We start from the raw sequence: 16,900 nt of genomic DNA, 5'->3' as shown, positions 1-16,900 counted from the left end.
ATGCCGCTGTCCGTACCGCTCCTCCTCGTTCCGGGACACCCGGACCGCTTCTATACCGTCCACGTCCACCGCGCCCGCTGGGACGCCGACGCGGTCACCGGGCCGCTTGCCGCCGACCCCCTCGCGCCGCTGGAGGACAGCGCCCGCGAGGGCCTGCGGATGGTCTCCGAGTGCATCGCGGCGGAGCTGGCCGATGCCGAGGTCAAGTCCGTCGGGTACCCCGACGGCTCGGCCGAAGCGGTGGCGCGCGTGCTGTGCGACTCCCAGGAATGCGCCGCCGTCGCCGAGCAGTACCGCCGCGACGCCGACGAGGAGATCGAGGCCGAGGCCGCCCGCGCGTGGGCCGCCACCAAGCTGCAAGGGAAAACCGTTGAACTCCTGTGCCTGCGAGCCGAGTTGGAGAGGACCACGCCCGGCAAGAGGCCCGCGGGCATGCTCGCCGCGGTGCTGGCCGTCCAGCAGGAGCGCACCGGCGGCGCGACTGACCGCGTCACGCTGACGCTGGACGAGGCCGCCCACCTGCTCCGGGAGAACGACCTCTTCCACGACCAGTCCCCGGAGGGCGTCCGCCGAGAGATCGACCGGCTGATCCGGCAGAACCGTGCTCCGTACCCGACCGACTTCGACAGCGCCCCCGACTCCGTGACCTGGGTGGGACCGGCCCGGGGAACCGTGCCGATGCTCCCGGCCAACGAGGTACTGGACTACCTGGGGCGGCAGAACGCCACCGAGCTGACGCCCGAGCACTGCGAGAAGGTCGGCGAGCCCGACCCCGACGCTCCCGCCGCCCGGGCGTGGGCACTGACGCAGGCCTCCGCCGGCCAGGAGGCGCGGGACATGGCGCAGGAGCGGGCGGACGCCAAGATGCTGGACGCCAACCTCGTCCTGCTGCGCCAGTCCGATCCGGACGCCGACCGTATTTTCCGGCCCGGCATCTTCACCGCCCAACTGGACGCCCCCGGGAGCGGCATCGGGCTCGGTGCTGCACTGGAGCTGTACGCTGCCGCCAAGCGCGACCAGGGCCGTATGGACCTGTTCCACGCCCTGTTCGTCGGCACCACGGCGGAGGACTCCCGATGAGTAGTTCCGACGCCATCGCCGCCCACCTGGACTGGCAGCCGTTCCGTCACCGGCCCGACTGCGCCAAGCCGGTCTGGGAGGTCGACCACCAGGCCGTCGCCGACGCGCTGCGCTCCCGCCGGGGAGGCCCGGAGCACACGTGCCCCAACGAGGAGTGCGGCCACCACGACCACTACGACCGGATCACCGTGCGGCTGCTGTGCCGCTCCTGCGACACGGTCCACCTGATCAGCGGCGAGGAGCACACCACCCGGACGACCACCACGGTGCACACCGGGTACGGACAGCCCCCGAAGAAGGTGGCCGGGCTGTGGCTCTACCCCGGCCCGCCGCTGCTCGACTGGAAGCTCAGCGAGAAGACCGGCGAGCCCGGCGCCTATCTCTGCTCCCGGGTGAAGATCGAGCGGCTGTCGGAGAAGGACATCGTCGGCGTCGTCACCGAGGGCCGGGGCAAGCGCGGCGCCACCATCTGGCACGCGGCCATCGGGCCCGACTTCCACCCGCCCGCACGTGGCCTCTCCGGCTACGCGACGTGGGCGAAGAACAGCGGGGAGAAGCCGTTCACGTCCGTCACCGCGGCGGCGAAGTGGGTGGCGGCGGAGCTGGACGCCGCCGCGACCGAGACGAAGGAGGACCAGGAGCAGTGAGCGCCATCGAGCAGATCGACGGCACGGCCGTCGTCACCACGTACTTCGAGGACCGGATCGCCGCGGCGGAGAAGGAGGTCGAGGCGGCCCGGGCCGCGCTCGCCGCCGCCGAGGCCAAGGTCGCGCAGCGGCAGACCGAGCGGGACGTGTTCGTCCGGGACTGCTCGCTGCACCCGGCCGCGTACAACAGCGACACCGGCCAGCCGGAGTGGGAGTTGTGCCAGTGGGCGCAGACCCGCAGCGCCCGCGTCGCCTTCAAAGACATGACCCCCGCCGGTGACATCACCTTCAACCGGCTGCGGGCCGAGGAGAAGGCGGTCCACGGGTGGCTGCGTGAGCACGGCCGCATCGTCCCCTCACCGTTCGGAGAGAAGGCATGACCGCCGAGACCCAGCGCCCCGGCGACGTTCCGGCCGGCACGCCGCTCGCCTCCCTCGCGCAGCAGCGCGCTGAGGCCGGTGAACGCCTGCGGATCGAGCACGACCGCGACCAGGACGCCGTCGTCGGCGACGCGCTGACGCAGCTCGCCGTGGGCGAGGCGATCCGGCGGGCCGTACGCAGTGAGCGCGGTGGCATGGTCGCGCAGGCGCTGCGGCTCGGGGCGACGTGGGACCAGGTCGCGGCCGCGCTCGACACCACCGTGTTGGCGGCGGTTGACGACCTGCGGGTGTGGGCGGAGGGGCAGCGCACCCTCTATCACCAGCACCTCGCGGACGGCGCGGACGTGCTGGTCGGCCTGGACGAGGAGGCGTACGGCGAGGTGATGCGGTGGGTCGCGTTCGGCCTCGGGTGGGCCGCCGTCGAGATCCGCGACGCCCCCACGGAGCAGCGTTCGCGGCTGCGGGTGGCGGTCGCCGCGGCGCCGATGGTGGACACCGTGGGCGAGCTGCGGGCCCTGCTGGAGCAGCTCCCCGGCGAGATGCCGCTGTCCCTGGACGACCATCACCGGGCCCTGCCCGGCGAGCCGGACCAGGTGCACACCATCCACCCTCGGCTGGTCGGCACCGTCTCCGGGCTCGCCACCGAGGCGGAGAGGACGCAGCCCGGGCTGATGCTCACCCAGGTGTACGTGCCCTTCCCCGCCGACGACGAGGAGCAGGCCGCCGTCGCCACCCGCAAGGACCTTCCCGCGTACGGCGAACTCCCCCGGGCCGCCCACTACCTGGAGCGCGGAGAACTGCGCGCCGGGCTCAAGGACGTCGCCGAGGTGTTGGAGGAGGTGGCCCACCTGGTGGGCGAGGTCGCAGCCGGGTACGTGGAGAGGGGTTCGGACGCGGAGAGCACGCTGCGGGTCGAGACGGAGCGGATCACCCACACCGCCGCCCGGGTCGGCAAGCTCGCCGACGAGGTGGAGGCAGCCGAATGACGACCACTCAGGAGTGCGGGACCGAGTTGGAGCCGGTGGAGGTGGTCTACGCCGAGGTGGTGGACGACGCCGCCACCGGCGCCGGCGAGGTCGCCGCGCACGACCCGGTGGCCGCCGTGCTCGTTGCGCTGGACACGAAGGCCGCCGAGGACCTGCACAACGACCGGCCGGACAAGACCCGTACCGGGTACGCCCGGGACTGGGAGCTGTGGGGCGAGTTCCACGACTGGCTCGCCGACCAGACCGGCATCCGTCTGCCGAACAGCGCGATTACGGTCGGCACCTACGTGGCGTTCGTGAAGTGGCTGGACGAGGTCAAGGAGGCCGCACCGAACAGCATCGAGCGCAGGGTGACCGGGGTCGCGTCCGAGGCTCGCCGGTACGGCTACGAGGTGCCCAGGGCCGCCCGGGCGGCTGCCACCCAGGCGCTCAAGCCGCTCAAGCTGGACAAGGAGCGGCAGAAGCGCGGCCGCGGGAAGGCAGTCGCGATCACCCCGGACGACCTGCGGAAGATGAACACGGCGCCGCGCGAGCGCGCTCCGCAGCCGAACGCCCGGCGCCGCCGGGTGCTTGTCGTGCCGGAGCTGGCCCGACTGCGGGACCGGTCGCTGCACACCATGCGGTTCGCCGTCGCGGGCCGCAACGAGGAGATGAGCAAGCTGGACGACATCGGCATCCAGCTCGTGGCGGAGGGGCTGGAGGTGCACGTCCCCAGCGTGAAGGGACGTCCGGCCCGCGACGTCGTCGTCTCCTACGGAGAGAACATCGACACCTGCGCGGTGCGGTGCTGGACCGCATGGAAGGAAGCCAAGCTCGCCGCCGGCGCGGCCCCGGACGGGCCCGCGTACCTGCCCATCGACCAGTGGGGCAACCTCGGCGCTGAGCGGCTGTCGCCCGACGGCTGCGGCCGGGCGATCTCCCGCTCAGCGAAGTACGCGGGCATGACCGGTCGGCGGATCACCGGGCACTCCGGCCGTCGAGGACTGGTCACCACCGGCCGCCGCAAAGGCAAGCGGCCGGAGAAGCTGCGTACTCAGGGCGGTTGGTCGAAGAACTCGCCGGTGTTCTGGGAGTACGTGGACGAAGGCGAGAAGTGGGAAGACAACGCGACCGAGGGGATCGGTCTCTGACGCCCGACCACGCCCGCCCGGACGGCACAGGCCGCGGTGCCGTCCGGCGCGCACACAGCGGCACCCCCCGCTTCCTGCCCGCGCCGGTCGGTGCTGCGGGGAGCGGGGGTCTGGGGGCCGGCGAAGGCCCCCAGCGGCCACCGGCCCCGACCCCTACGCATCTGTTCTTCTGTGAGGAGATCCCCTTGTTCCCCGGCGTCTTCGTCGCCACCCAGGCGACCGCGAACGCGTGGCGGCACCTGACCGCCGTCGCCCGGACCTTCCAGCGCAACCCCGCGCTGGAGGCGGACCGGTACGCCCGCGCCATCCAGCAGACCGCGACCGGCGGCGACAACGTCAAGGGCGGCCGCGGCTCCGAGGTCGCCCTGTTCGGCGCCTCCCAGCTCCTCCAGTTCGAGGAGGAACACGGCCGTTACATCGAGGAGGCCGCGCCCGCCCTCGCCGATCTGGTCGAGGACGACCAGGACGTGTGGGCGGCACTCGCGGACTTAACGCGCCACGGCAACGGCTGGAAGGCCTTCGAGCGGAGGGTCGCGCAGTTCGAGCGCACCGGCCTGTCTCTGGCGACTCTGCTCGCCGCTCTCAGCGGCGCCGCCGCGGTGCTCGACCCCGACGGCACGCTGCCCACGTTCACCCTGGACGGCACCACGGCGGCCCCGTGGTCGGTCAAGCCCCGCCAGGTAGCGGAGTGGCGCCGCCAGCTCGTATCCCGGCTGGAGGCGCCCGAGACGCCGGAGGCCACGGCCCGGGAGCTGACCGAGAAGGAGCTGACCAGCCTCTTCTCGCAGGCCTTCTTCCCCGGCCTGGACCACGCGGCCCGGGCCCGGCTGCTGTGCGACCAGGAGCGGGACCGACTGCGGTCCGCACGCCTGTACTACCTGGACGCCGACACCACGGCGGTCGCCACCCGCAAGGCCGCCCGGCCGAGGAAGACCCCGCTGGATCCCCAGCGCGTGCCGTCCCCGTCCGGGTTCCTCGTGCTCGACCAGCCGGTCGACTACGCCCCGGGGCGGGCGCCACTGGTCGCCGCCTCCTGGGACGTGTGGCACATGCTCGGCCAGCCCGAGGGCCCGCCGACGACGTGGTCGTTGACCCTGTACGCGCACACGGCCGCCACGCCGCCGCTCGCACCGATCGGCTTCGAGCGTTTGACCGCCGGGGATGTCCTCGCCGAGAAGTACGCGACCGCGGAGAGCGCCGACTTCGCGTCCCGCGCGGTCGTTGCCTGCTGGGACCTCATCACCCAGGAACGGGTGGGCAAGGGCGTGGTCGACGTCGTCGAGGAGAAGCGCAAGCCGGTCAAGGTGCGCGCGGACCGGCGCCGGTGGATCACCGACGATGGCACGGTGCGGCTGGTGACCATCCGCGGCCGGCAGGACTCGGTGCCGCGCCCGCGGCGGGAAACGGACGGGACGGGCCCGAGCCGCCGCTACGACCGGGGCCGGTGGATGGTCAACGAGCACACTCGCGACCACTGTATGAACCCCGCCGCGCACAGCAGCGGCGGGTGCACCCACCAGGACATCACTGTCCTGGACTACCCGAAGGGCCCGGCCGACAAGCCGTTCCTGGACACGGTGTACGTGGTCAAGGCCGACTGACCGCCCCCGCCCGCGACGGAGGCCTCCGGGAGCGCGTCTCGGAGGCCTCCGTCGTACGTACTGCACAGGATCAGGGGACGTCGCCCGACGTGCGGAGCCGGTCCTCCCCCGGCACCGCCGGGGTCTTGGACTGGACCAGCGGCAGCCGTAGAAGGCGAGGAGTTCGCGGAGGTCGCGTCCGTCGGGGCCAGCGGGCGGGTGCGCTTCGGGTGCCCGTCACCCTTGGGATACTGGCGGGCATGTCCGGCATCACCGACCGTCCGAGTCCCGCCCCTACCGCGCACGACGTCGTTCTCGCCGAGCGTCTCACCGCCCTCGCCGGAGAGGCCCTGTCTGGGCCGACCGCGCGGGTGGCAGACCAGCTCCGCGCCCACACCGCGCACATCGCCCTGCTGGACCGGCAGGAGCCCGTCGTCTCGGCGGTGCTGAGCATGTGCCGGGAGGCGGCCGAACGCTGGCAGGCGGGCGGCTACGGGCACTTCAGTGTCGCGCGGCACATTCCGTCGGTGGACCCGGCCCTGGCGAGCCTGCTCCAGGCCGCGGTCGATGGCGACGCCGACCTCCAGCTCCACGACCGGGTGGGGCGGGCGTGCGCCGCCTCCGCCGAGGACGCGCACAAGCTGATCGCGATCAGCGCCGGGGTGCACGCGCTGCTCGAAGCCGGGCCCCGCCGCTTCCCCGTCGAGAACGTCACCGAGCCGATCGACCCGCGGCGCCTGCCCGACGTGCGCGCCCGGCTGATCAGCGCCCAGCAGGGCAAGCCCGCCGTCAACCGGCTCGCCATCGCGCTGTTCGAGAACACCGGCACCCTCGTGCCGTACTTGAACTCCGCCGACGACGCGGCCCGGGTGCTGCTCGCGCAGGAGAACGACCGGCTCGCCAAGGCCCGGCTGTACCACGTGGACGAGGAGATGACCGAGGCCGCCATCCGCAAGGCGGAGCGCGGTCGCAAGGGTCCGCTGGCCCCGCACCGGGTACCCGCCCGCCGCGGGTTCATCGCGTTCGGCAAGCCACTCGCGCGGACCGTCCCGGAGGGCGAGGAACGGCCGCCGGACGTGGTCGCGGTGTCCTGGGGGCCGTGGGCCGCCGACTTCGCGCACGTGCCCGGGCACCTGCGGCCGACGCCGGTATCCGGGCCCCGTCAGCCGTTCTGGCGATGGTTCGGGCCCAACGGAGTACGGCACATCGAGGCCTTCGACGGCCGGGAGAAGCCGACGTGGTGGCTGACGTTCTGGACCCGGCCCACCCACGCCATCCCCGGCGTGCCGCCGCTGATGGCCGACAACGAGACCACGATCGGCGCCACCGAGACCCCGGGCCCGATGCACATCGGTACCACCGACGAGGTCGCCCACGTCGTGTACGCGTGCTGGGACTTCATCACCCAGGAGCAGGTCACCAAGCGGCCGATCACCCAGCAGCGCGTCCAGCCGCGCAAGCCGACCGATCTGCGCCGCGACCGGCGCAAGGGCGTCGAGGACGACTCCGCCGTCCACCTCGTCACGCTGCGGGGCCGCCGCCCCCAGCCCGCCGAGTCGGCCCCGGCCGCGTCGGCGCCGCGCGGCCGGACGCTGGACTACCGGCAGGTGATCGCGGAGTACGACCGCTCGCACTGCATGAACCCGCGTGCACACCGGGACGACCCCGAGCGGGAGCGCCACCACCACGAGGAGATCACCGTGATCGAGCATGTGCGCGGCCCGGACGGCGCCCCGCTGCGCCCGACGCGGGAGTCGCGCACCGTGCGCCAACTCACGGCGGACACGATCACGGCCGCCGACCCCGACCCTAGATGACCATGGCGGGCCTGGTGAGGAAGGTGTGCCAGGCCTCAGCGGAAAAGGTCAACGGGAGACGGCGGGGCTCTTTGGAGTCCCGGATGAGTACGCCGGTATCAGCCGGACGCACGCGGGCCTCCACGCAGGCGTCTTCGAAGTCGCCGCTGTAGGTGCTCTTGTGCCATGTGCTCCGGGAAAGAGGCACTGGGGTCTCCCTGGTGGTGAGGAATCGGGCTGATCACTAGCGTCCGCATATGGGAGTGTAGGAGCAAGGGAGATGGGGGGAAGGTTCATGACAAACCATGCACGGCCGCCGCGATGGACGGCAGCGGAGATGGACTCCTACGAGCGGGCGCGGGACCTGCTCAATGCGGTGATCAGCGCCTACAGCGGCCGAATAGGCGTGGCGCCCGGCCCGGATGTGGCGCGCGCTCTGCGTGCAGAGCGCGCGCCGCTGCTGGCGGAGCGGGACAGCCTGAGCGCCGACGACCGGGAGCGGGTCGCGGAGATCCTGTTCGAGATGCCCGAGCGGCTCCGCAGCGTACGCGCGGGCGGCGCTGGTGAGTGAACCGAAGAAGCCGCCGCGGCGCCTGTCGGACGAGCAGCTCGCCGACATCTTCCAGCAGGACGTCCTGCCGGGGCTTACCCGCCTGCCGGGGCAGAAATCGCCTCGTATGGTCCTCCTCGGCGGCCCACAGGGCTCCCGGAAGACCACACTGCGCCCTCTGGTCGCCGCACAGCTGGGGTTGAGCGACGCCGTGTTCTACGACGGCGATGACCACTACACGTACCACCCCCACCACGACGCGCTCGCACGCGAGCACGGCGTTCTTGAGGCGTCACGCCTGTGCGGGCCTGACATCGAGGTCCTGCGCACCGCGATCCTCACCGAGGTTCACGCGCGAGGGCTGAACGTCATGCTGATCGGCCCGTACACGAACGAGGAATACACCCTGGGGCGGGTGGCGGAGTTTCGCGCCGAGGGATACAGCACCGAGATGGCGTACACCGCGCTGCACCCGGCGCTGTCCCAGGTCGGGGTGATGGACCGTCACCGCTGGGCAATGAGCGACGGTCCGGGCTACAGCTTCCTGGTCTCCCTGGAGTTGCAGCAGTTGGTCCTGGACGGCGTTCCGTCCATCATGACCGAAGTCGAGCAGCGGGGGCTCGCCGACGCCCTGCACCTTGTCGACGCCGGCGGGGTCGCCTTCAGCAAGCACCTGGGCGCTGACGGAACGTGGACGCCCTCCAGGCCCGCGCGCGAGGCGGTCGCGGAGATACGGCATCAGCCGTGGGACCCCGCCACGCGCCAGGACTTCCTGGAGCGACGGGCAGCCGTGGCCGTACCCGTCGGTGAGAGCGCGGAAGACTGGGGCAAGCGGCTGGTCCGGGTCGACGAGCTGGCCGCCCCGATGCTGGCCCCGCCAACCGCAGGGACGCGACCCAGCGCGGCGGCGGCCCGGAAACGGTCCACGACCCTGCCTTCGTCCAAGGCGGCGAAGAAGGCGGCCCCGCCGTCCGCGCAGGGGCCTCCCGCCTCCCCCGCGCCCGGACGTGAGGCCAGCTCCGGCCGGTCCCGTTAGACGGTCGCCAGCTTTCCCGAAGGCCCGGGCCGTCAGGTCGGGCTGGAGGGTGCCGAGACCCGCTGACATGGACCGCAGGGCCCGCTCCGTGGTGGCGGCGGGTCAGCGCCAGAGCTTGAGGGTCTTGTTGTTGAGGTCGACGTAGCGGGACTCCGGCGGGTAGCTGGCCGGGGCCTGGAGCCCGAGGGCCCATACCGTGACCGCGTACTCGTACCCCTGCCGGTGACGGTGGTAGTCCTCGGCGGCGAAGCCGAAGAACCTGGCGACGGCCGCGCAGTACGGGCCCTTGCCGTTCTTGTCGTACGGGGGGCCGGACGCGTTCTCGCGGCGCCGCGCGTTCTCCAGTCGGGGGTCGGCCATCAGCCCCGTGAGCGCGTCGTGCCAGCGGGTCAGCTCCTCAGCTCGCCCGCGCAGCGCGGCGGCCGGTTCGCTGCTCTCTTCGAGCAGCTCCTCCAGGTCGAAGTACCCGCGCAGGGTCAGCCGTTCGCAGTACTCCTCGATGGCGTCCAGCTCGCCCTGGGTGAACCCGGCGGTCTGGTACGTGCACAGGTCCAGGGTGGCGTTCAGGTTCACCGGGTCTCCGCTCGTGCCGTGCGGGTGCGGAGTTTGGCGAGCGGGGACTGGCGGCCCTTCGGCGTCGCACGGACGGCCGTCCAGTCGATCCGGGAGGAGCGCAGCACCCGGTCGAGGTCGGCCTGACGGTACAGGCGGACGGTGACGCCCTTGTACCAGGCGGACACAGTGGTCTCCGAGTGCGTCAGCAGGCCCGCACGCAGAAGGTGGTCGAAGTCCGCGGTCCGCAGCCCGAGGGCGGCCGCCGCGTCGTCCCGGGTGTACGTGCGGCCGGCGGCGGAGGCCCGGGCCACCTTGCGGCGGTCGGTGAAGCGTTCCAGCGTCAGCCCGCAGTACAGCGGGTAGCCCTTGTACTCCCCGCGCCGGGGAAGGTGGTCCCGCCGGGCGAGTTCGGCGGCGGTGCCCGGGTGGACCGTCAGGCCGGTGAACCGCTCGGCGAGGTACTCCTCCGCGCGGGTCGCCCCGACGTCGGGCGCGGTGCCGACCGCCGCGCGGACCGCGTCGAGGCGGGCGACGACATCGTTGAAGACGGTCGCCGACCAGCGGCCGCCTTGGTCGGCGGCGGGGATCAGCTCCAGGCGCAGGGCCCGCTCGAACTGCCACTCCGAGAAGGCGATCCGGTCGCCGAACTGGCGCGGCCCGTAGTCGGAGAGGGCCTTGAGGGTGGTGGTCACGTACGTCGCTCCTTCGTCATGAGGGGTCAGAACCGCGGGTCGGGTGTCCACGGGTCGGCGTCGGGCCGGGGGCCCCAGCCGTCGAACGGCGGCTCGGTCGAGTACAGGTGCGCGGGCGGGCGCCACAGCCGGAGCAGGGCCTCCGCCACGCTGTCGCCCTCGCCCTGTCCGATCTCGCTGCCGTCCGGCTCCTTGGCGTGCGCGATGTAGCGCTCGGGGATCGGCTCCTGGTCCACGTCCCCGTCGGGGGTGGTCGAGCCGGGGTGGCCGTGGTCGTACTCCAAGGTGATGGTGCCGCCCTCCCGCAGGAAGGCGTCGATGGCGATGCGCTCGCCGTCGGGCGGCAGGTCGACCAGCGTGAGGGCGGCGACGACGGCAACGACCGGGCGACGGTGGCGGGTCATGATCTGCGGTGCGCCGTCGGGGAACTGCGTGGCGTCCGCGATCACGTCCGCGAGCTTGGGGCGAGCCGAGGTGAGTGGCCACACCGGGCACCGGCCGGGGTCGGCGACCTTGTCCAGGGGGGCAATGGCGGCCCAGGTCGGGTAGCCGAGGCTCACCGTGGTGTCCATCGCGACCAGGGTGATCGCCCCGTTCTCGGACGCGGCAACGAGCTGGCCCCAGCGGTTACGCGCTTCTTCCACGCCGATCGGCGGGCCCCACTGCTCGACCAGCTCCTTGTACCGAGGGGGTACGCGGGCGGGAACGCCGGCAACGGGCCGTACGGGCTTCGTCTCTTCCATGAGAACACCGTAAGGCACCTTACGGAGATTCCGTAAGGTGCCTTACGATGTTTGACCGGAAAGAGTGCCGTCGCTCTTGGGATACTGGCGGGCATGTCCGGTATCGCCGATCACCCGTCCCGCACCGTCCACCAGCTCACAGCCGAAACCGTCACCGGCACCGAGTAGGTCAGCCGCCGCACGCCATGGCGCGCGGCGGCCTCATAACCTGAACGCCTCACCCGGAAGGAACCCCGATCCGAGGTCGGTCAGGGGGTGTTCGGCGTTGGTGACGACATCGACGCGGCGCCGGCGGGCGTACGCGGCCAGGGCGAGGGAGAGCTTCGGCTCGGCGGCCGTACGCCGTGCGGCCGCAGTCAGGTGGTGCAGCAGATCCGGCGTCAGGCGCAGGCGCCCTTGGAGGAGGCGCAGGGCGTCCGGGCCGTGTTCGCGCGCAAGTTGCGCGGCGCGGGCCGGGCCGGGTTTCTCGACCAGCGCGGTCATGGTGCGGACCGGGCCGGTGCCGGAGCAGACGATGACGCCGTGACTGGAGGCGGCCCGCAGGTCGAAGGGCGCCGCCAGTACGGCCGGGGTGCCGGGCGTGGACGCGGCGGCGAGCGCGGACAGCGCGCCGTGGGTGGGGTCGACGTTGTCGGAGTAGACCAGGCAGATGTCCGCGGTGCCCAGGTGTTCGGAGCCGTTGAGGGCAGAGGTGATGTCGCTGTAGGGGCCGTGCTGGGGGATGAAGTCAACCCGGATCATCTCGGCGGGCGGTCGCGGTCCGACCGGCTGCCGGGCGACTTCCTGGTAGCGGGCCAGGGCGCCGGGGGCGAATGCCTGGCGGACCCAGGTGATGAGCGGCGCGTAGTACGGATGGTGGACCACCACGGCGCGTTCGGCACCGAGTACGGCGGTCTCCTCCAGGACGTGCGCGAGGCCCGGGCGTCCCGCGACCGGGCGGAACTCCTTGGGCAGGAACGGCGTCCAGCCGGTGACCCGGGTGCCCAGTCCCCCGGCCGCGATCACGACTCCTGCGGGTGGCGCGGTCACCGGTGTGCCCCCCTTCCGGTGCCGGCGGGCGGTAGCGTCGCCGGATGCATACACGCGTGACGGGCATCGTCATCGAGGACGACCGGATCCTGCTGCTCGACCAGGACACCGACGGGCCGAGGTCCTACAGCCTTCCCGGTGGGAAGGTCGAGGACGGGGAGACCCTGGAGCAGGCACTGATCCGGGAGATGAGGGAGGAGACCGGCGTCGACGTGGAGGTCGGCCGTCTGCTGTACCTGTGCGACAACGTCGCGGCTCATGTCGTTCACATCACCTTCGAGGCCCGCCGGGTGGGCGGGCAGGTCGGGGCCATCACCGAGGGGGCGGACACGCGCCCGATCCGGGAGGTCGCCTTCGTACCGCTCGGCGACCTCCCGGGCCTGGGGTTCAGCGAGAAGTTCGTGAAGCTGTGCCGGGACGGGTTTCCCGACTTCGGGTCCTACATGGGACCCAAGTCCGCGATCGGGCTATGACCGCTCGTCGCCGGTCAGCGCGGTGACCAGCACGCGGTCGACGTCACCCGGGGACCGGTCGGGGCCGGTGCGCAGAGCGTCGATCCAGCCGTTGAGCAGGTGCGCCAGCTCCCACGCCCCGAGTCCCGAGGACACGGTGGTGCGGGAGTCGCGCACCAGCCGGATCCCGACGCCGCGCGAGGACCCCAGCAGGTAACGCGAGCGCGGCGCCCGGATCGCCTCGGGCGTGCCCGGGGTGTTCCACGCCGCGCCGACCAGATACCGCTGCCGTGGCTGCCCCGGATCGGAGACGTCCGGGCCGTCGCCGCACCAGTTTTGGAGATTGCCGACCATGTGGTGGATCTGGCCGGGCCCCCGCCCGGGCTCCGCGACCGGGCAGGTGTCGCCCACCGCGTAGTCCGCGTTGTACGCGCGCGCGTCGGCGGCGGCCTCCAGCGCCTCGGTACGGGTGGGCAGACGGGCCCCGGACCAGGTCGCCATGACGGCCGCGCCCACCCAGGTCACCCAGTACGCCGGATGCGTCTCGTAGCCGGAGCTGACCCACCAGCGGCGCCGCGTCGCGTCGAAGTGCAGGCGCCCGCCGCGCTCGTGCGGCATCGGGCACACCAGCAGATGCGTGCCCAGGCGGGTGTTCGGGGCGCCGGCCGCGTGCAGCAGGGTCAGCAGGTCCGCCATCTCCGCGTTCGTGACCAGGGTGTTGCGCCAGGACACCCGTGTCACCGGACGGTAGGCGGTGACCGGCACGGCCGACGCGGGCACCAGCGCCGCCGTGGCCGCGCGGGCGGGCCGACGGGCGGCGGGTTCGCGGACCTCGTACAGGTCGCCCCCGGCCAGCCAGTCGGCGGCCGTCGCCGTGACCCGAGCTTCCAACAGCTCCCCCGCCAGGCTCACCGTGGACGCGGCGTGAGCGGTCACCAACTCCGCCGTACGGGGCGCGAGATCGGCGACCAGGCCGTCCTTGTGACCGCTCGTCGCGAACGTCGCATCCGCGGCGGCCGGGGCGGCGGGAGCGGCCGGGGCGGCATGGGGCAGCACGGTCCGCAGATGCCGGGCGAGCCCGTCCAGAACCGCCGCACGGTCGGTGACGTGCTGCTCGTAGGGAACGACGTGGAAGTACCTGCCGCTCGCGGCCAGGGAGCGGGCCAGCAGCAGCGCGTTGACCGCGATCAGCCGTCCCAGAGCGACGGGTTCCTCCGGGTCGTCCTGCGGCAGCAGCGGCGCGAACTGCTCACGCCAGCGCGGCGAGCGGGCCGTAGCCGCGACCTGGGCATAGCGGTCGGCGTACTTCCAGCGCGCCCAGAGCCTGCCCCTGGCGAAGCTGGAGGCAATCCCCAAAGGAGCGCGGGTGAGGACCAGGACCGGGGAGCGGGGCAGCAGCCTGAGCACGGTGTCCGTGGCGAAGAAGAGGTTGGTCTCCTTGACCAGGTGCCGGGGCTGTCCGTAAAGGTCATCGAGCGCGCACTCCAGGTGGTGCGCGCCCAATGCGCCGAGCACCGCGTCCTCCAGGGCGACCGCGATCCGGTTGCCCGGGGAAAGCGGGTGCGCACGGCCGAGCTGCTGCCGGAACGGCTCGTTGTGCTGCGGCATGCCCGCCCTCAGCGAGTCGCTGAGCCAGTTCGATCCCGTGCGCTCGAAGGTCGCGAGCGCCAGTACGGGGGCGGCTTCGCTCCCATGCCGCGCGGCCGTCCGCCGGACGATGTCCGCGGCCGGCCCGCCGCCCGCGTCTCCACCGTGTACGGCACTGCCGCACTCGGCTGCTGACAGTCCCTCAGCCATCTGGACTCCCCATGTCTCTGCCCGCTGGGCATCGGAGACCCCACGCTCGTCGCCCGCGCCCCGTGGGCGAAGCCCCCGCCGCGAGCCCGGCGAGGGGCTGTCAAGCCCCCGCCGGTTCCCTCCTTCGCCAGCCCCCCGGCGGCGTTTACCGGTCAGCCCGCCCGTTCCTCTCTCCGAGCGGTGACGGCGCCGCTACGATGCGCCACACTCCGTCAACCGACCCCGGGGGGGGACCCGCCATGTCCGGCAGATCCGTCGGTCATCCGCTCGTCCAGGCGCGGCTCCTGCGTCGTCTGTCCCAGGAGAAGCTGGCCGCGCTGATCCGGGCGGCGGGCAAACGGCGCGGGATCAACGTCGCCACGACCAAGAAGACGGTGTCGGCGTGGGAGAGCGGGCGCGAACCCGACAAGGTCACCCGGGAGCTGATCGCGGAGGTGTTCGAAGTCGACGCCGAGGCGTGCGCGGCGCTGCCCTGGCCGCTGTGGCTGCCCGCCCCGGATCTCTCGGAGCTGCACCACCCGTGGACGGCCGCCGGTACCGTTGCTGTACTCGCCGATGTGCTGAGGAGCGGCCGCATGGACCGTAGGCGATTCGTCGTCCTGACCGGCATCACCCTGACCACTCTCCTGCACCGATGGCTCACCACCGAGCCGGACATCGCCCACGCCGTCGTCGGCGACGGGCGTCGCGTCTCCCCCGGCATGGTCGACCGTATCGACGCCCGGATCGCCGGTCTGCAACGTGACGACGACACCCACGGCGGCGGTGACCTCATCTTCGAGGGCGAGGCGTACCTGTCGCTCGTCACCCGCCTTCTGGGCCATGGCGCGTGCACCGACCGGCAGCGCGCCCGGCTCCACGGCCAGGCCGCCGACCTGTCCCGCATGTGCGGATGGATGGCCTACGACAACGGCCACCACGCCGCAGCCCAGCGGTATTTCGCGGCCGCTCTGCGCGCCGCCCACGCCAGCGGCGATGTCCTCCTCGGCGCCAACGTCCTGGCCTTCGCCGCCGCCCAGACCTATTCCGTCGGCAACCCCGCCGACGCCGACGCCATGGTCCGTACCGCGCAGAGCGCCGTACGCGGGCGCAGCACCCCCGTGGTCGACGCGATGCTCTGCGCCCGCCGGGCCCGCGCTCTGGCCAAGGCCGGTGACGCCCGCGGCTGCTACCGGGCCCTCAACCGCGCCACCGATCTGCTCGGCAAGGGCCGGCGGGACGACGATCCGCCGTGGGCCTACTGGGTCGAGCAGGCCGAGATCGACATGCTCACCGGCAGCAGCCTCCTCGACCTCGGCCGCCCCGCCGAAGCCCAGAAGTGGTTCCGTGCCGCCGACGCCGCTTACGGACCGCAGTACGTACGCACCCACACCCTGTATCTCAGCCGCATAGCCACCGCCCAACTCCAGCAGCACGACCTGGACGCCGCCTGCGACTCCGCCATCCAGGCCCTCGACCTCCTCGGCGACATCAACAGCGCCCGCAGCACCGATCAGGTACGCGACCTCGCCAAACAGCTCGCACCGCACCGCGACACCCCGCCCGTCCGCGACTTCCTCGACCGCGCCCGGACACTCGTCAGCGCGTAACGGGACAACACAGAGATTGGCCGGATCGAAGCGCCCTTCCCCTCCCTCGGGCCCGCACCCCACCCGGCTCCGGACGGCGCCCTGCCCCGACGCGGGGCGGGGCGCCGTCGTACCTGGCTACGCAGCCCCGCCGTCGGAGTCGTCGGCCTGGACGGCCGGGGGGCCCTGAATGATCCGGTCGATGGTCGTGCGCGCGATGCCGGTGATCCGCGCGATGTCGATCTTCTGCATGCCCGCCGCGATCCCCCCGCTCACGACGCCGTCGCGGCGGGTCTGATTCCGCACCCCGGCTTCGCCCGTGGTGGCGCAGGTCCGGGCCCACGCCCGGGCGGCGATGACGCCCCAGTAGGCGCGGTCAGCGCCATGCGGGACGCTGTCGGTGACGTGATCGGGGCAGCGGGACCCTGCCCCGGCGGGCGCGGTTTCGGGGCACCCCGCATGTCCGCACAGCTCACCGACGTCCGGTCCGTCGACGTCCTCGGTGACGACGATGCGGTAGAAGCCGTGCCCGGTCTTGTGCCTGAGGATGACCGAGAAACCGCGTGCGGGCTCCAGGGCGAGGCGGCGGGTGCTGATGCCGGAGAAGTCGCCCCAGTGCTGACAGATGTGCCCCGCAGCGGCGAGGGCGGTCTCGGGCGCCCAGGAGATCTCGGCGGTACCGCCGGCGGGGCGGGGCGCCCCGAAAGTGACCTTGCCGTCGACGGGCAGGGCCTCGACGGCAAGGCGGGCGAGACGGGCGGCGCTCAGCGCTTGGCGGTCGGTCACGGTGTTCTCCTTCACGATGCGTTGTAGCGCACGCTACAATTAAGGTGGGGATCAACGCCGGGGTCTTAAAAAAAAAACCCACGCCACCAGACG

General features: G+C 72.5%; 18 protein-coding genes. 11 read left to right on the top strand and 7 right to left on the bottom strand.

Annotated elements, in window-relative coordinates:
* The 7 genes from ACFXPK_RS18495 to ACFXPK_RS18465 all read left to right on the top strand — a co-directional run bounded on the left by ACFXPK_RS18495 (position 1) and on the right by ACFXPK_RS18465 (position 7,620).
* Positions 1-1,080, top strand: a complete 1,080-nt coding sequence (locus ACFXPK_RS18495; protein ID WP_385076618.1) for a hypothetical protein — start codon at positions 1-3, stop codon at positions 1,078-1,080.
* Entirely contained in the window at positions 1,077-1,727 is a 651-nt protein-coding gene (locus ACFXPK_RS18490) for a hypothetical protein (protein ID WP_385076615.1), read from the top strand. Before ACFXPK_RS18495 ends, ACFXPK_RS18490 begins: the two co-directional genes overlap by 4 nt.
* The gene (locus ACFXPK_RS18485; protein WP_385076612.1) at positions 1,724-2,107 is read left to right on the top strand and encodes a hypothetical protein; all 384 of its coding nucleotides are present in this window, start codon (positions 1,724-1,726) and stop codon (positions 2,105-2,107) included. Before ACFXPK_RS18490 ends, ACFXPK_RS18485 begins: the two co-directional genes overlap by 4 nt.
* On the top strand, positions 2,104-3,093 hold the full coding sequence (locus tag ACFXPK_RS18480) for a hypothetical protein (RefSeq protein ID WP_385076609.1): 990 nt from the start codon (positions 2,104-2,106) through the stop codon (positions 3,091-3,093). The genes ACFXPK_RS18485 and ACFXPK_RS18480 overlap by 4 nt, the downstream gene beginning before the upstream one ends.
* Complete coding sequence (locus tag ACFXPK_RS18475; RefSeq protein ID WP_385076606.1) at positions 3,090-4,223, top strand: hypothetical protein; 1,134 nt, start codon at positions 3,090-3,092, stop codon at positions 4,221-4,223. The genes ACFXPK_RS18480 and ACFXPK_RS18475 overlap by 4 nt, the downstream gene beginning before the upstream one ends.
* A gap of 185 nt (positions 4,224-4,408) precedes the next feature.
* On the top strand, positions 4,409-5,824 hold the full coding sequence (locus ACFXPK_RS18470) for a hypothetical protein (protein ID WP_385076603.1): 1,416 nt from the start codon (positions 4,409-4,411) through the stop codon (positions 5,822-5,824).
* Positions 5,825-6,063: 239 nt separating this feature from the next.
* Complete coding sequence (locus ACFXPK_RS18465; RefSeq protein ID WP_385076600.1) at positions 6,064-7,620, top strand: hypothetical protein; 1,557 nt, start codon at positions 6,064-6,066, stop codon at positions 7,618-7,620.
* Here ACFXPK_RS18465 and ACFXPK_RS18460 read toward each other — a convergent pair.
* Positions 7,613-7,807, bottom strand: a complete 195-nt coding sequence (locus tag ACFXPK_RS18460; protein ID WP_385076597.1) for a DUF397 domain-containing protein — start codon at positions 7,805-7,807, stop codon at positions 7,613-7,615. The genes ACFXPK_RS18465 and ACFXPK_RS18460 overlap by 8 nt on opposite strands.
* A gap of 87 nt (positions 7,808-7,894) precedes the next feature.
* Between ACFXPK_RS18460 and ACFXPK_RS18455 the strand changes: the two genes are divergently transcribed.
* Both ACFXPK_RS18455 and ACFXPK_RS18450 read left to right on the top strand, forming a co-directional pair.
* Positions 7,895-8,170, top strand: a complete 276-nt coding sequence (locus ACFXPK_RS18455) for a hypothetical protein (protein ID WP_385076594.1) — start codon at positions 7,895-7,897, stop codon at positions 8,168-8,170.
* Positions 8,163-9,185 (top strand): zeta toxin family protein, encoded by a 1,023-nt coding sequence (locus tag ACFXPK_RS18450; protein WP_385076591.1) that lies wholly within the window; start codon positions 8,163-8,165, stop codon positions 9,183-9,185. The genes ACFXPK_RS18455 and ACFXPK_RS18450 overlap by 8 nt, the downstream gene beginning before the upstream one ends.
* A 102-nt stretch (positions 9,186-9,287) precedes the next feature.
* Here the strand turns inward: ACFXPK_RS18450 and ACFXPK_RS18445 are convergent, their stop codons facing one another.
* The 4 genes from ACFXPK_RS18445 to ACFXPK_RS18430 form a co-directional block, all read right to left on the bottom strand.
* Positions 9,288-9,758, bottom strand: coding sequence for a hypothetical protein (locus ACFXPK_RS18445; protein ID WP_385076588.1), 471 nt, complete (start codon positions 9,756-9,758; stop codon positions 9,288-9,290).
* The gene (locus ACFXPK_RS18440) at positions 9,755-10,432 is read right to left on the bottom strand and encodes a hypothetical protein (protein ID WP_385076585.1); all 678 of its coding nucleotides are present in this window, start codon (positions 10,430-10,432) and stop codon (positions 9,755-9,757) included. Before ACFXPK_RS18440 ends, ACFXPK_RS18445 begins: the two co-directional genes overlap by 4 nt.
* Before the next feature lie 26 nt (positions 10,433-10,458).
* Positions 10,459-11,175 (bottom strand): hypothetical protein, encoded by a 717-nt coding sequence (locus ACFXPK_RS18435; RefSeq protein WP_385076582.1) that lies wholly within the window; start codon positions 11,173-11,175, stop codon positions 10,459-10,461.
* Between the two features lie 201 nt (positions 11,176-11,376).
* The gene (locus ACFXPK_RS18430) at positions 11,377-12,204 is read right to left on the bottom strand and encodes a sugar phosphate nucleotidyltransferase (protein WP_385076579.1); all 828 of its coding nucleotides are present in this window, start codon (positions 12,202-12,204) and stop codon (positions 11,377-11,379) included.
* Positions 12,205-12,248: 44 nt separating this feature from the next.
* On the opposite strand from ACFXPK_RS18430, the gene ACFXPK_RS18425 reads away from it, so the two are divergent.
* A complete protein-coding gene (locus ACFXPK_RS18425; protein ID WP_385076576.1) occupies positions 12,249-12,677 on the top strand; it encodes an NUDIX domain-containing protein in 429 nt (142 codons plus the stop codon).
* Here the strand turns inward: ACFXPK_RS18425 and ACFXPK_RS18420 are convergent.
* On the bottom strand, positions 12,672-14,453 hold the full coding sequence (locus ACFXPK_RS18420) for a hypothetical protein (protein WP_385076573.1): 1,782 nt from the start codon (positions 14,451-14,453) through the stop codon (positions 12,672-12,674). The two genes, ACFXPK_RS18425 and ACFXPK_RS18420, sit on opposite strands and share 6 nt — an antisense overlap.
* A gap of 239 nt (positions 14,454-14,692) precedes the next feature.
* Here ACFXPK_RS18420 and ACFXPK_RS18415 point away from each other — a divergent pair, with 239 nt between their 5' ends.
* Entirely contained in the window at positions 14,693-16,042 is a 1,350-nt protein-coding gene (locus ACFXPK_RS18415; protein WP_385076570.1) for a helix-turn-helix transcriptional regulator, read from the top strand.
* A gap of 117 nt (positions 16,043-16,159) precedes the next feature.
* On the opposite strand, the gene ACFXPK_RS18410 is transcribed toward ACFXPK_RS18415, so the two are convergent.
* Positions 16,160-16,807 carry a hypothetical protein gene (locus ACFXPK_RS18410; RefSeq protein ID WP_385076567.1) on the bottom strand — a complete coding sequence of 216 codons (648 nt, stop codon included), beginning with the start codon at positions 16,805-16,807 and terminating at the stop codon, positions 16,160-16,162.
* Positions 16,808-16,900 lie beyond the last annotated feature (93 nt).

Origin of the sequence: Streptomyces sp. NPDC059142, from assembly GCF_042755665.1 — a bacterium.
GTDB lineage: Bacteria > Actinomycetota > Actinomycetes > Streptomycetales > Streptomycetaceae > Streptomyces.
Note: the sequence above shows the minus strand (reverse complement) of the source record. Positions and strands in the feature narration are given on the sequence as shown.